The organism is Mesorhizobium sp. Arg314 (genome assembly GCF_053714275.1).
In genome coordinates, this window is sequence record NZ_JBSKBP010000028.1 from 17,050 (window position 1) to 32,188 (window position 15,139).

At 57.6% G+C, this 15,139-nt stretch carries 10 protein-coding genes and 1 pseudogene; all 11 read left to right on the forward strand.

Annotated features, from left to right (window positions below; all coding sequences use genetic code 11):
* Positions 1-168 precede the first annotated feature (168 nt).
* The 11 genes and pseudogenes from ACWGS9_RS24540 to ACWGS9_RS24590 all read left to right on the forward strand — a co-directional run bounded on the left by ACWGS9_RS24540 (position 169) and on the right by ACWGS9_RS24590 (position 15,116).
* Positions 169-1,689, forward strand: coding sequence for a trimethylamine methyltransferase family protein (locus tag ACWGS9_RS24540; protein ID WP_454507682.1), 1,521 nt, complete (start codon positions 169-171; stop codon positions 1,687-1,689).
* Positions 1,690-1,730: 41 nt separating this feature from the next.
* Positions 1,731-4,142 carry an FAD-dependent oxidoreductase gene (locus ACWGS9_RS24545; protein ID WP_454507683.1) on the forward strand — a complete coding sequence of 804 codons (2,412 nt, stop codon included), beginning with the start codon at positions 1,731-1,733 and terminating at the stop codon, positions 4,140-4,142.
* A 970-nt stretch (positions 4,143-5,112) separates the two neighbouring features.
* The gene (locus tag ACWGS9_RS24550) at positions 5,113-6,351 is read left to right on the forward strand and encodes an ATP-grasp domain-containing protein (protein ID WP_454507684.1); all 1,239 of its coding nucleotides are present in this window, start codon (positions 5,113-5,115) and stop codon (positions 6,349-6,351) included.
* 210 nt (positions 6,352-6,561) lie between these two features.
* On the forward strand, positions 6,562-7,737 hold the full coding sequence (locus tag ACWGS9_RS24555) for a M24 family metallopeptidase (protein WP_454507685.1): 1,176 nt from the start codon (positions 6,562-6,564) through the stop codon (positions 7,735-7,737).
* Positions 7,738-8,339: 602 nt separating this feature from the next.
* Entirely contained in the window at positions 8,340-9,104 is a 765-nt protein-coding gene (locus tag ACWGS9_RS24560; RefSeq protein WP_454507686.1) for an SDR family oxidoreductase, read from the forward strand.
* 23 nt (positions 9,105-9,127) lie between these two features.
* On the forward strand, positions 9,128-9,499 hold the full coding sequence (locus ACWGS9_RS24565) for a hypothetical protein (protein WP_454507687.1): 372 nt from the start codon (positions 9,128-9,130) through the stop codon (positions 9,497-9,499).
* A gap of 51 nt (positions 9,500-9,550) precedes the next feature.
* On the forward strand, positions 9,551-10,351 hold the full coding sequence (locus ACWGS9_RS24570) for an SDR family NAD(P)-dependent oxidoreductase (protein WP_454507688.1): 801 nt from the start codon (positions 9,551-9,553) through the stop codon (positions 10,349-10,351).
* A gap of 47 nt (positions 10,352-10,398) precedes the next feature.
* On the forward strand, positions 10,399-11,421 hold the full coding sequence (locus ACWGS9_RS24575) for a beta/alpha barrel domain-containing protein (RefSeq protein ID WP_454507689.1): 1,023 nt from the start codon (positions 10,399-10,401) through the stop codon (positions 11,419-11,421).
* A gap of 39 nt (positions 11,422-11,460) precedes the next feature.
* Positions 11,461-13,608, forward strand: coding sequence for an HAD-IA family hydrolase (locus tag ACWGS9_RS24580; RefSeq protein ID WP_454507690.1), 2,148 nt, complete (start codon positions 11,461-11,463; stop codon positions 13,606-13,608).
* Positions 13,609-13,878: 270 nt separating this feature from the next.
* A pseudogene (locus tag ACWGS9_RS24585) lies at positions 13,879-14,208 on the forward strand (transposase); the annotation flags it as partial.
* A gap of 95 nt (positions 14,209-14,303) precedes the next feature.
* On the forward strand, positions 14,304-15,116 hold the full coding sequence (locus ACWGS9_RS24590; RefSeq protein ID WP_454507691.1) for an SDR family NAD(P)-dependent oxidoreductase: 813 nt from the start codon (positions 14,304-14,306) through the stop codon (positions 15,114-15,116).
* Positions 15,117-15,139: the final 23 nt, after the last annotated feature.

Below are 15,139 nucleotides of genomic sequence, written 5' to 3' on the forward strand. Positions count from 1 at the left end.
ATTATAGCTATGCGATGAAACTAAAACACAAACCTGCCATCGCGCTTGCAGAGTTAGTTTCTGGATTCAAAACACCAGAGCTAAATTTATTTGGTCTGCATTGAATTTGATTCAATATGGCGATCCGTTGACTTCTGATTTTATACGACATTGGATCAGGAGGCGAAAATGACTGACACAGGTCGACGTCGGCGCCATCGAACAGTCAATGTCGTATTGAATCGCCCGTGGCGCAAATTGCGTTACGCCTTTGCTCCGATCGAGCCACTGTCGCCTGAGGAGATAGAGCTGGTTCATCGTTCCGCTATGAGCGTTCTGGAAGAGATTGGCATGCGCGTCCAGGATCGTCAGGCGCGCAGTATTCTGCGTGATGCGGGCTTTCGAGTGGACGAGCGCGCGGAGCGCGTATTCTTCGATACCGAAGGGGTGATGGCGTTAGTGGGGAAAGCCCCTCCTATCGCCACTGTCCGGGGGCTTGACCCCGCCAAGCGCGTGGTGATGGGACAAGGCCACTTCGCGTTAACAGCGGTGGGCGGGCCGCCGTTCGTATCGGACATCGAAAACGGTCGGCGCTATGGCACTTTTAAAGACCAGACTAATTTTTTGAAACTTACTGCCCAAGCAGATCTATTGCAGATCATGGGTGGTACTTGCGTCGAAGCGTCGGACCTTCCTGTCGACACGCGATATCTGGACTATTACCTGGCCTGTTGCACCCTGTCCGATAAGCCGTGGAAACCGCTCACCATCGGCCGTCACCGTGCGCGCGACGCCATAGAGATGGCCAAGATCTGGTATGGCGAAACAGAAGAACAATTGGCGGCAGACCCCGTTTTCTTCCTGAACACTAACACCAATACCCCACTAGTGCTGGATCGGGAAATAGCACAGGGAATAATAGAATACGCTCGTCTTGGTCAGCCGATTGCCGTAACGCCCTTTGCGCTGGCTGGGGCAATGGCTCCTGCGAGCGTCGCGGGCGCGCTCGTATTGCAAACAGCTGAAACACTTGCTTGCTGCGCTTTGGTACAGTCTGTTCGCCCAGGCGCGCCCTACATATACGGTGCATTCATTTGCAATGCCGATATGCGCACGGGATCCCCTGCTTTCGGAACGCCCGAATATACCTTTGGCGCTCAGGCTTCCGGCCAGATGGCGCGGTTTTACCGCCTGCCCTGGCGATCCTCGAACGTCAACGCATCGAACGCGCCGGACGCCCAGGCCGCTTACGAATCCATGATGTCCCTGTGGGGTGCAATGACGGGGCAAGCGTCAGTGTTCAACCACGGGGCAGGATGGCTGGAGGGTGGTCTGGTCGGGTCCTACGAGAAATTTATCTTGGATCTGGAGATGCTGGGAATGATGGTGGCTTGGCAGACGCCGCCCGCGATCACCGAAGCCGAGATCGGCATGGACTCGATAAGGGAGGTTGGGCCCGGCGGACACTTCTTCGGCACCGGTCATACCATGGAGCGTTACAAGACTGCTTTTTATTCACCTCTGGTATCCGACTGGTCGAATTTTGAGAACTGGCAAGACCGGGGCTCGCTAAACGCAACACAGCGCGCGGCCAAGATCTACAAGGATATGCTCGCGGCCTACGAGCCTCCGGCCCTCGACCTTGCGAAGAACGAGGCCCTGGAAGACTTCGTCGCACAGCGCAAGCGCGAAATCGAGGCCGCCCGGTGACCCAAATACATTTCGATATATAGGAGCACGAACGGCAAGCTATGGAACACAAACGCGTTGTCGTCATCGGTGGAGGGATTGTTGGATGTTCGATCCTCTATCATTTGGCAAAGGCCGGCTGGACGGATGTCCTTCTGCTCGAGCGCTCTGAATTGACCTCAGGATCGACTTGGCATGCCGCGGGAAACTTGTTCGCGCTGACCCGGCCGAGCAATGCGCAACGGCTTCAGATGTATACGATCCGGCTTTATCCCCAACTGGAAAAGGAGATCGGCCACTCGATCGGCTTTCACCGCACCGGCGGGCTCCATCTTGCGGCATCGGAAAACGAAGTGATCACCCTTGCGAATAATCGCGCGCGGGCGCGACGCAACGGGGTTGATGCCGATTGGATTGACTTCCAGGCGGCCACAGATTTGGCCCCGATCCTAAATACCCGGAACCTCAAGCGTATCCTCTGGGAGCCTGAGAAAGGATCAGTCGATCCCTCTTTGGCAACCAACGGCTTCGCCTCGGCGGCCAGGGCGATGGGAGCTTCGGTCCGTCGGCACTCGGCCGTGACGGGCACCGAGCAGCTTGGCAATGGCGGCTGGCTGGTCCGAACTGTATCGGGGGAAATCACTTGCGATGTTCTAGTGAACGCGGCAGGCCTTTGGGCCCGCGAAGTGGCAGCGCTGGCGGGCATTCAATTGCCCCTCATGCCCGTGGAACATCACTACCTGGTGACTGAGGAAATTCCCGAGCTTTCGGCGCTGGATCGTCGGATCCCGGTGATTACCGAAAGCGAGGCGGGTTATTATTCCCGACAAGAGGGCCTCGGCCTGTTGCTGGGGGCCTACGAGAATAAGTGTCATCACTGGGCTGTCGACGGCACGCCTTTGGATTTTGGGCATGAGTTGTTGCCCAACGATCTGGATCGCATGGAACGAAATTTCACGGTTGCCTGCGACCGAATGCCGGCATTGGGGCGAAGCGGTGTGAAATCGGTAATTAATGGGCCAATGATCTTTTCGCCCGACCTCGGCCCCCTGATCGGACCGCATCCGGCATTGCGGAACTACTATTGCGCTGCCGGAGTGATGACGGGATTCAATCAGGGCGGCGGCATCGGCAAGACACTTGCCGAATGGATCATTCATGGTGAGCCAGAGTGGGACGTGAACTTTTGGGACGTGGCGCGGTTCGGCCCTTGGGCAGGAAAGCGGTTCACCTTCGAGCGAACAAAGTATTACTATGAGAACCGCCAAGAACGTCCCTTCCCCCATCTAGAAAATATGTCAGGACGCCCAGTTCGCACCTTTCCGGCCTATGACTTGCAAAAAACCCAAGGTGCGGTCTTTGGTCTGAATAACGGTTGGGAGCAGCCTCTGTGGTTCGCGCGACCAGGTGATGAGGCCCGCGATGTTTATGGATACAACCGTCAGAACTGGTTTGAGACCGTGGCGGCTGAAGCACGAAACGTTCGCGAAAATGCTGGTGTGTTCGAAATTTCAACCTTCGCGAAGTATCGCGTTCGTGGAAGAAACAACGAGGCTTGGCTTCGGCGCGTGTTGGCGGGCCGAATTCCCCGCGAAGCAGGCCGGATGGCCCTTTCGCCGATGCTGTCGCCGGCGGGCAGGATCGTCGGCGATTTCACCGTCACGCGCACGATCGACGAATATCTCATGCTTGGCGCGGGCACAATGCAGGGGCAGCACTTGCGATGGTTCGCGACAAATTCGGACGCGAACGTATCGGTCGAAAACCTTTCAGATCAATGGTTCGGTCTGATGATAGCCGGTCCGAAAGCCCGTGCCGTCCTTGAGCGTCTTGTCTGGCACGCCGACGTCTCCAACACGGCCTTCCCATTCCTTTCTATGCGGCGCCTAGAACTTAATTGTGTGCCCGAAGCATACGTCTTTCGCGTCTCGTTCTCGGGGGAGCTTGGTTACGAGATCTATGGGCCGATGTGCTATCAACGTGCCCTCTATGAGGCGATCTTGCGCGAAGGCCACGATCTGGGTCTACGACCAGCCGGCTCGCGCGCCCTGAACGCACTCCGGATCGAGAAGGCATATCTGAGTTGGAACTCAGAGCTATCCCCTGACTACACTGTAGCGGATGTCGGGCTTGATTGGGCAGTCGACTGGAAACGCACCGACTTCATCGGGCATGGCGTAGCTCTTTCACAACGTGACCTCCCGCGCAGCGAAATCCTGTGCACCCTCTCGGTCGACGTGACCGACATGGATTGCAGTGGAGGCGAGCCAGTCTTTCTGGACAACGACTATGTCGGTTATGTCTCGTCCGGGGCCTATGGACCCAGTGTCGGTCAAAGCCTTGCGCTGGCCCATTTGAAGACCGGTGCCGCTGGCGAGGAAATCTATTCAATCGAAATCAATGGTGTACGTCGACCAGCTCGGCGACTGAACCGCCCGGCTTATGATCCCGAAGGAGCGAGAATCAGGTCATGATGATTGCATAACCGTCCCGCCCCTCTACTGCCGTAGACTAATTAGCGTTTAGCGACCGGATTGGGGCGAGCGGACGATGGCAGGAAGTTCTCGGCAAGCTTGCCGCAGCGGCGCCGAGATAGGTGGTCATCGAGCGTGCCGTCGGCGGCTCGCCCTTGAGTGGCAAGGTGTCGAAGGCCGCGCTTTGGATGTAGATGCCGCCGAGGGCGTCGTTCGACACCTTGCCGGAGATGAGGGCGCGTTGACAGGGGCAGGCCCGACGAAGCTTGTTTCGGGGCCAAGCGATGGCGGCGGCCACATGACCGTCACAGCTCTTAAACATAAATAGGGGCAAGGACGATCGTCCGCTCTGCGGCATGCGGCCCACCCGATCATGTTCCGGGGGTGGCGCAACTGCCTGCATTGGTCTCCGGCCCGGCTGGGTTGATCAGCGGGCCTGCGGCAACCATCGTGCCCGAAGCCCGCGCGTGGATCGCCCGGTACGTCGGCTTCTATAATGTAGGACGCCCGCAGCGCCAGGCCGCCTTTTCGGCCTCGACGTCTTCCAGCTCTAGCTCGACAGGCGTCGAATCGGCGGAAGTGCCTCAGCTTTGGGAAGTACCGTTCAATCAGGTTGGCTGGCGGGGGTTCCAGCGCCGGTTGCGCTTTGGCCGAACCTAAGGCGTGGCGTCTCCATCAGCGCGGATGGCAAACGTCTTGGTCGAGCGGCTGTGGCGCACAATGGAATGCGAGGAGGTCTGTCCGCGCGCCTATGGCAGTAACTCGGTAGTTTGCCACTTAGATCGCGCGGAGCGCTGTCCAAAAAATGCGGAGCAAACTCTTTGCAATAAAAACGCGAAACAAATTCGCCAATTCTTAACGCTCCCAAATCGCTGATGAGGGTAGCCTTGGTGCAAAGGCTGAGGTCGAGACCGGCTTCAACGATACCGACAATCCCACGGACTGCCACGCACCGAAGGAGCACACAGCAATGTCAAGAGCGCTGATCTTAGTTGGGGGGACCGTAATGGGCTCGGGCTTACTCTACGTCCAGGCTGCTCAGCGTCTTGGTCTCCAGCCGATTGCCCTTTCTGACGAACCAAGTCGCTATGACAATTTTGGAGCGAAAGACCTTAAGACGATCCGTGTTGATACAGGCGATCTGGATGCGCTGATCGGGGAATGTTCCCGCCTCCAAGAGACCTATGAAATCGCTGGCATTACGGCTGCTCGGGACTCATTGTATGCAACAGTTGGCAAGCTATGCCATCATTTCGATCTGCCGGGACCGAACCCGGAAGCTATTGAACAGTGCTGCGATAAGTACATTCAGCGTCAACTTCTCGCGGCCGCAGGCGTTCCGATGCCGGCTTACCGCTTAGCGACCAACGCCGCGGAGATCGCGGATTCGGCCGCGGAGATTGGACTGCCAGTAATAGTTAAGCCTGCAGTGGGTAGCGGTAGCGTCGGTGTCCGATTGTGCCGCACGGCTGACGAGCTGGCCGAACATACGGAGTATCTTTTGAGTGGGCAGCAAATATTGCGCTCAGAGCCCAGGATACTCGTTGAAGAATTCGCCGAAGGCCCCTGGTACTGGGCCGACACAATGGGGAATGAGGTCGTTGGAATTGGCATTGGCGACTGCGGGCCTCCACCGCATTTCGTCTATCACGGGTCGACTTACCCAGCACCGCTGAGTGATGACGAGCATCAGCGTTTAGTCGACATTACGCTGAGTTCTTTGCGCGCGCTCGGCCTCGGCTGGGGGCCAGCCGGCATTGAATTCCGGTGGACCAAGCATGGCCCAGTTGTCATAGAGGTCAATCCGCGCCTACATGCCTCACCAACTCCCCAGATGGTTCAGCTGGCATACGGTGTTGATCTGATCACCGCGCACATCAAACATATTTTAGGGGAAGAATGGGATTTGCGCAAAAGGCATTCGCAGACGGTAGCCGCGCGATTCCTAGTTGCGGATCGTGATGGAACGCTCGATTGGATCAGAGGGGATAGCGATGCCGCTGCCCTATCGGGTATCGCCGAGATCAAATTCTATGTTCAACCGAAAACAACGATTGCCAGAAAAGGCGATTATAGAGACTGCTTAGGACACGTCATTGCGGCCTCACCTAGCCTTCCTCAGGCCGAGGCGATACTTCAGCGTGGCGTCGACCTGATCAAGTGGTCCATCACGCCCCAAGGGGCGGTAGTCGAAAGTGGCACAAGTTAGAATTGACGTGTTCTCACGTTGGAATTCCTTCGGGTTGAAATTTCGGTCAGGGTGATTTCGTCAAAGCCACGAATTTAGGCCCGGACTGTTGGGCTGGAGCGGCCTATCTGATCGCCCGATATGGTAACGGTCGAAACGTCAGCGCGTCCAACCATGTAATGGGGGGACAGGGCTTCGGCGACTCCACGAAACTTGGAGGGATAGCTCTGTATGAGCGGCAGAAACATTGTCCAGGCGTTTGAGACGTCGGAGTATCGGGCTCGGCTCGACAGCGTGCGTACCAGGATGTGCAGCGTTGGGATGGACGCGCTGGTGGTCATCTCACAAGCTAACCAGTGTTATCTCCTGGGATATGAGTCCTTCTCAGGTGACGAACCGCAGGCGGTGCTCCTGACAGCGGATGACGACCCCTATTTCATTCTGCGCCAGATGGATGCTGACGCTGCGGCCGAAGCGGGATGCTGGCTTTCGCAGGACAGGGTCGTCGCGTATGCGGAAAGCTATGTAGCCGGCACTGGCGAGGCCAGTGCTTGGAACGTGATCGGTCAGTTCGTGAAGGATAAGGTAGGGCCGTCTGCACGTATTGGCGTCGAAGCATCTGGGATGGGCATGTTCAGTTACGCCAAGCTTGTCGGCGCCTTGGGAATTCAGGAGCCGCTCGACGCCAGTGACTTAGTAGCGGCATGCAGGCTGGTCAAGTCAGAGCGCGAGCTTCTGTATATGAGCGAGGCGGCCGCGATAGCGGACCGGGCGATGCTCGCCGGGGTCGACAAGATCGCCGTTGGCGCCAGGCATTGTGACGCGGCCGCGGCGATCATGTCGGCTCTTTGTGCTGGGACCGACACCATTCCCGGCGGGCCCCCGCCAATCCCGCCGTTTATCCGTGGTGGCAAGTTCGCCAATGCACCGCACCAATTTTGGATCGACGATGTATTTGCCGCCGGCCACCAGTATTATCTCGGGATTGGCGCCAGCCGGCACCGATACGTGGCTCCGATGACCAGGACTGTTCACGTCGGCCCCATCACAGCAAGCCGAAAAAACCAACATGAGGGTGCACTGGCTGGATTCCACGCCGCGATTGACGCACTTCGTCCCGGCGCGACCTGCGCTGACGTGGCGCGGGCATTCCAAGCGGCTATCCGGCCGTACGGCCTCACCAAGGACTCGCGCCTCGGCTACTCTGTTGGCCTCGACTGGTTGGATGGCCCAAGCCTAGGAACGAACAACGACACCGAAATTCTAGCCAATATGACCTTCCTGATTCACCTTGGCTTCTACGAGCGCGGCGAACTCTACATGTTGAGCGACACCGTTCGGGTTGCCGAAAATGGCAGCGAGGCAATGAGCAAGCTTCCGCGCATCCTTTTCGAGCGTCCCGCCTGAAATGCAGGGGCATGAATACCTCGCGCAGTAAAGTCGACGATTTGTCAAGGCCGCGGCTCATGTAGTTTAGCCATACCGCTAACGAGCCCATGGGGACGAAGGTGTGGCAGTGCAGGCTTCTCTGTCCGGCTGACCCCGGTCGAAACGTAAGGTTCTTCCCTGCGCCGAAAATTTGTACGTCCCTGCAAGGTGTCGCTTCTCTGCCACCGGCTCGTCCCAAAGCACGGAGCGGGATATCTGGCGAGCGTCCTCAGGATCGCGGCTCCGCGCGCATGCTGCCATGTGAACTCTCTTCGTTCCTCCTCCGGCGAGAAAAGCACCGCTGGGTGAGAAACTGAATGATGTCCTTTCAGGCCCACGGTCGGTTCAGCGCGATCAACGTCGGCAAGGTCGCCTGGCCGTCCACGAAGGCAGGGCGAAAATTCAATGCAAGCCCGGAGCAAATGGCGACAGAGATGTAGTGAATTCGACACAGGAGCAAAGCCGAATGTCTTGTCAGCCGCGCATCACGTTGTTTTACCAGAAACTTTGGCTTGGCACAGCACATGCTCTGTTCTCTGCAGCTGTGCCAAGAGCGCAGCGCAGCGTCAAGTGGAGTGAAGATGGATTTAGAGCTCGACGGCAAGGTGGCGATGGTCGCGGCCGCTTCCAGCGGCTTAGGTTTGGCCACCGCTGAGGAGTTGGCCAAAGAGGGCTGCCGCCTGTCTATCTGTGGGCGCGATCCGGGGCGGCTCCAAGGAGCAGAGGATCGGTTGCGCAAGAAGGGCGCCGAAGTGCTGTCACGCGCGACCGATGTGACCGACTGCGCTGATGCAGCAGCTTGGGCTGCCGAAACAGCGGAGCATTTTCACTGTATCGACATCCTGGTGACGAATTGCGGCGGGGTTTCTGCCGGACCACCCTCGGCCATGACGCCCAAGGATTTCAAAGATGCGGTCCAGCGAGTGCTTCTACCTTCGATAAATCTTGTGACGGCTGCCTTGCCGCATCTGCGTCGCTCGAGCGCGGGGCGAGTATTGATGCTCGCTTCCGAGGCCATTGTACGAACCCCAGCACATTTCGCACTGTCGGGTGTCGCACGAGCGGGGCTGGTGCCTTACTGCCACACGCTCGTACAAGAATTGGCGGGAGAGAGCATCACGGTAAACGTGCTCGCACCTGGAGCACACAGCACCGCGATTCACGAAGCCAATCGCCATGGTAGCCACGCCGCGGCCATTCGTGCACTCGAGGACAGGACTCCGGCTCGACGCCTTGGCGATCCATCGGAATTCGCAGCAGTGGCTGCATTCTTGGCCAGCCCTCGCGCGGCCTATGTGAGCGGCCAACTGATCGTCATCGATGGCGGGCTGAGTGCAACTGTCTGACCCATGGTCTAAGGAGCCGCCGCGTGAATACAGCCAACGCACAGAGTGCCGATATCGATCTTGCGTCTTCGATCGCGCATGCCGGCATTCGCCCTCGTCCTAAGCGGGAGCTCACTTTCTCCTTAAGTGTTGGAAATAGCTCTGCAAGCCGGCCGAGGCAGTGCCTGACAGCTGAGAGTGATCTCTCACAGTTCGATCCGTACTATTGGCATGCACAGAGTGCGGAAGAAGTTGACCCGTCGGAGGGCGGCAACGCAGCTCCTGAGTTTCGCCATGGCTTTGATCATGCCGAAACAGTTGACCTTACCGCCTGGGTTGGCGCGCATCAGGCGATGTTCCGCAATGTCAGACATCGCCTCTTGGGATTTGATCACGCTGTCTTGCGTGCTGAATGATGGACGTCACTTGCACTAAAGCGAAAAATAGTTGGTGGGAGTAGGTGGTCGATGATGCCTGATACAACTCACAACATCAGAGAAGGATACCAGGAGCTGTTCGGAATTGACGGTAAGGTCGTCTGCATTTCAGGCTCGAGTCGCGGTCTGGGCAAGTCTCTCGCCACCTGCTTTGGACGATTGGGGGCGAAGGTAGTCCTTTCCTCGCACAATGATGCTGAACTGGCCGGAGCAGAGGCCGAACTTGCGGGCCAAGGAATCGAGGTGATGGCTATCCGCGCTGATGTGCGATCGCACGACGATTGCAAGGCATTGATCGGTGGCACGGTCGACCGTTTTGGGCGGATCGATGTGATGGTCTGCAACGCAGGCACGGACATCATAAAGCCAGCGCATTCCTATGAAGAGCCGGAATGGGACGAGATTGTCGACACTAATCTGCGTGGCTACTACTATTGCGCCAAGTTTGCCGCCCAAGCAATGCTCCATCAAGGCGATGGCAGCATCATCATGACGTCTTCAGTCGCCAGTTCGCTCGGCATACCTGGGCTGGCTGTCTATGCTGCGAGCAAAGGGGGCGTCAATCAACTGACGCGCACCATGGCGGTGGAATGGGCCGACAAGGGCATTCGCGTAAATGCCGTCGCACCTGGATTTATCAACAACTTCATGGATGGAGTGCATCCGAACCTCGATACGCCTTACCAGCGCCGGGCAATGGACCTCACTCCAATGCGGCGCCGGGGGAATTTGTCCGAGTATTTCGGGCCTTACATCTTCCTCGCGAGCCCAGCTGCATCGTTCGTCACCGGCGAGATTCTGTATGTGGATGGGGGTTACGCCGCGAGCTGATCCAAGCAGACGTTTCGACTAGTGGGGCGGGAGAAGGAAGTGGAACAATGTTAGGCACGATACCAGATGAGTTAAACTTCCTAGACTGCACCCTGCGTGACGGTGGATACTACACGGGTTGGGAGTTTTCACCAGGACTGGTCTGGGACTATGTCGCTACCATCAACGCCCTTCCGGTACGCATGGTCGAGCTGGGGCTCGCCGGAAAGCCTGAGAGTAGCGGATATTTCGCCAGTGTGACGACCTCTAAGGCCGAAGAGATAGCTGCTGATCTCCTAGTTCAAGCATGCGTGATGATCGATGCTAAAGATGCGCTTGCGAGCGAACTGTCCTTACCCATTGCCGTGGCGCGCCTCACAGAGGGATTACGGCCAGGACGGATCACGACCATACGAGTCGCGGCGCACTACAGCAAAGTGGCAGCATGCCATGACATTTGCGCTGAGTTGGCTCACCGGGGCTTCCGCGTGTTTTTGAACCTCATGCAGATCGATGCAGCGGATGATGCGGCAGTCGAGGTCTGCCTGAAGGAATTGCAGCAGCTTGACAGCTTTGACGTGCTTTATATCGCTGATTCCTTTGGCTCTATGAAGCCGAGCCGTGTTCAGGAATTGATCGGCCGGTTTGCTGGTCGACTTGCGAGCGAGATCGGATTTCATGGCCATGACAACCGCGGATACGCACTGATCAATTCAGTGGCGGCCGCGATGGCAGGAGCGACCTGGATAGACTGCACGATGGGCGGCATGGGCCGCGGAGCCGGAAATACGGCCAGTGAGCAGCTCCTGCCGGTTCTCGGTCGTGTCGATTCAGCCGCGGAACAGGCACTGCTGGAGCACGTGCTGAGTCACTTCGACCCGCTTCGCAAACGGTATGGGTGGGGCAGCAGCGCGGCATATCAGTTCGCCGGCTCAAACTTCATCCATCCTTCCTATGTTCAAAAGCTGCGCGAAGAGGGGACCTTCTCTGATGCCGCGATTATCGACCGCCTTTCTAAGCTCCGCGCCGATGAACGGGTGAGTTTCGCCGATGAAAGCCTCTCGCAGCTGATGGCTCAGAAGATCGCCTGATTGCTCATATTGCTTGAGGCACGCCTTTTGGAGGCAGCCATGGCTCTACCAAATGCTCCAGTAAAACCGTCGGTCCTTCCGTCCGATCCGCGATTTTCATCAGGCCCCTGCCGCAAACATCCGGGCTGGAGCGTGCATTCAACCATGCTGCGGTATCTTGGACGCAGCCACCGGAGCCCCGAAGGGGCAGAAAGGCTGAAAGAGGTAATCAGGCGCATGGTGGCTTTGTTAGAGCTGCCTGATAGCTGGATTTGCGGTATCGTGCCCGGTTCGGGCACTGGAGCTTGCAGCATGGCACTACACAACTTGCTGGGCCCGTTGCCAGTCGAGACATTCGTGTCAGATAGCTTCTCGCGGTATTGGGCAAATGAGATCGATACGTTAGGGCTAGCCTCCCAGAGGCGCCATGTTTGTCCTTTCGGGGAATTCCCAGACACGAACGGGATCGATCCCAATAACGACATCGTCCTGGTATTAAACGGCACCAACAGCGGCGTTTGTCCACCGGATCTTGACTGGATTTTTCCTGACCGTGCCGGACTTGTGATCGCCGATGCGGTCTCTGCAGCTTTCACGAGGCGCATCGACTACGATCGAATCGACGTTCTGTGCTGGTCATGGCAGAAGGCGCTTGGTGGCGAAGGCGGCCACGGTATGATCGCGCTCTCGCCTCGGGCCCAGGCACGTCTCAAGGTCGGCGGGAGCAAGCCCGTGGCCCGGCTCATGAAACTTCATAATGCCGACGGGTCGGTGAACGAAGCGTTCTTTGGCGGGCGCACGATCTCGACCCCGAGCATGTTCGCCGTCGAGGATATCCATTCTGCGCTAGACTGGGCCGAAGCGTGCGGGGGACTATCCGCGCTTCTGAACAGGGTTGCGGATAACTATGCTGTCATGGCGGACTGGGTGGACTCCACTCCGTGGATTGATTGGACCTGCATCGATCCCGCTTCACGCTCGGCCTGTTCAATCACTCTCCGGTTTCCAACAGAGCAACTCGCAGCCGGAGAAACGGAGGACGATGAGAAAATCGCCGGTCGGATTAGCCGTCTGCTCGAAGCGGAGGGCGCGGCCTTTGACATTTGGAGCTATGGTGACGCCCCCCCCGGATTCCGAATATGGGCGGGGCCAACTGTCGAGTCAGAAGATCTTTCGATTTTATGCGAATGGCTGGCCTGGGCTTATGCCGAGGCGTGCCAAGGCAGCATACCACCCGAAGCGAGCGTCTTGCGTGAGAGCTGTTGTCCGTCCTCTGAGGCAGTTCAGCCAAGGACGGACTCAGCTTGCCTTGCACCCGCCGCTCCCAAAAAAACACGTCCCCAGACGCTGGCCCATTGCTATGACGCGATACTTTTTGACGCGACGGGAGTCCTGGTCAGCGGAAATGACGCTCTCCCAGGCGCTGCTGATATCTTGGCGCGACTTAATGCGTCCGGTCAGCCATTCTACATCGTGACGAATATTAGCAGCGGATCGGATCAAACCATATTCTCACGTCTTCGCGGCGCCGGACTTCCGATCCCGACAGTTGACAGTATAGTCTCTGCAGGAGGTGTTGCACGACTTCGGGTACTTGAAGAGCTGGCAGCCGGTCGATTAGTTTCTTATCTGGGCAGTCCACAAGCTGCGCATGACGTTTTCGGCACGCATCCCAATCTTCGTTGCGCTGATATAGCCGAGACATTCGACACGCTCGTGGTGCTCGATGACGAAGGTTTCGATTTCAAACGAGCTGCCGACCGCATCCTGTCGATCTTCCAATGCAGACTGATCGAGACTGGCCAAATGCCTCGCATCATCACGGCAAACGCGGACGTCATTTATCCCAGCAAGAACGGCTCACTCATCTTTGGACCTAGCATAATAGGGCCAATGCTTAAGGCAGGATTGGCACCGTTTGGGGCACCTCCGATCTCGGTGGTACTTGTGGGCAAGCCAGGACGAGCGATTTTCGAGGAATGCATCGCTCGGGCCGGTACCGACCGCCTTCTGATGGTCGGCGACCAGCTGAATACTGACATCAAAGGCGCAAAAGCGGCCGGGCTCGACGCCCTGCTCGTAACCACCGGCCTCAACAGCTGCGGCGAGTTGCGTCAAGGCGAGAACGGCGCTCCCGATTATGTCGCAAAAAACCTCGATCAGATCTTCGACGGCAGTTTGTCTCCACACCTTCGATCAGTAGCTTGATTGGACAAGGCGGGGCACCGCTTGAACGCGGCAGCACGGTTGAAGGGGAGATGGCATGATCGTTTCGACATTTCGGCCGAAGGTCGTGATGATGAGGTGCGCCACCACCACCGAAGCGTTTGTAAAAATCGAACCGCGTTCGGTATCTTGCTGGCCAGCCTTCTACCACTAGACCTCACTATTTCTAATGGGCAATCATTACCATGATCCATTCCAAGAAGGTAGTTATCGTTACTGGGGCAATGTCGTCGATAGGGGGCTGTCGTAGAGGCCTTCGCCGCGTGGCTGTCCAAATGGTCGGGCCGCTATCCAAGGCTGACGACGTGGGTGGAGGAGACCATCGAGCGCACGCTGACCTTCTTTTGCCTGCCACGCCAGCACCACAAGCATCTCAAGTCCACCAACATGCTCGAACGCCTCAATGAGGAAATCCGCCGGCGCACCTATGTCGTACGCATCTTCCCCAACGCCGAAAGCTGCCTGCGCCTCGTCAGGGCGCTGGCCGTCGAGACCAACGAGAACTGGAAGGAGGCCAACCGCTACATCAACATGGACGACCTGCGCGAGCACAAGAAGCTCGCTCTACGCCAAGCCGCATGACCAGCAATATGGCCGCCCCATTTTGCAGAACTTGACGCACACAACCGTTGCTATTCCAATAGATGACAGTGTGTCACGCAGGATAGGAGGGATTTTTGGGTAATCGGCTAACAGGCAAAGTTGCCATTGTCACCGGTGGCAATCGGGGCATTGGGCGGGCGATCGCAGACAGGCTCGCTGATGAAGGCGCCGCGGTTGTCGTCGGCGACTTGCGTGACCACGGCGCCGTACATTCCGGTGGCGTCGAGAGGCTCACTTTCATATCTCTTGACGTCACAGAAGAGGTCTCGGTTCGGACATTCGTTGACGAGGTCCTCGAGAAGTTTGGTAGGATCGATGTCCTGGTCAACAATGCTGGCACGGTCATTCACAAGTCGATCGACGAACAGACGGCCGAGGATTGGGACAGGCTAATGGCGGTCAATCTCCGTGGCCCGTTTTTAATGGCCAAGTATGTGGTTCCGGAGATGAGACTCGTGGGCTCAGGCACGATCGTCAACATCGGATCCGTAGAGGCCTATATGGTCAACCCGTGGCATACTGCCTACGCGGCCACGAAGGCCGGCGTCCATGGCCTTACACTAGGACTGGCCGTTGATCTCGGGCCTGATGGCATCCGTTGCAACACCGTATGTCCCGGCTGGATCGATACCGATCTGAACCGTGCGTACGTCGAGATGCACCCGGACCCAAGCTTGATCGAGAGGGAGTTGGGTCAACTTCATCCGGTCGGACGAATCGGCGCTCCAAAGGAGATAGCCAATGCGGTCCTGTGGTTGGCTAGTGAGGATTCCAGTTTCGTCAGCGGTGAAATGATCTCTGTCGACGGAGCGCGAACCAAAAAGATATCCCTCCCCACCATTTTGGATGAGGAGTATCGGGCCAAGCTGACTCAGAGCCCTCCATAGTTTGGCAACCTCGAACGGGTGGA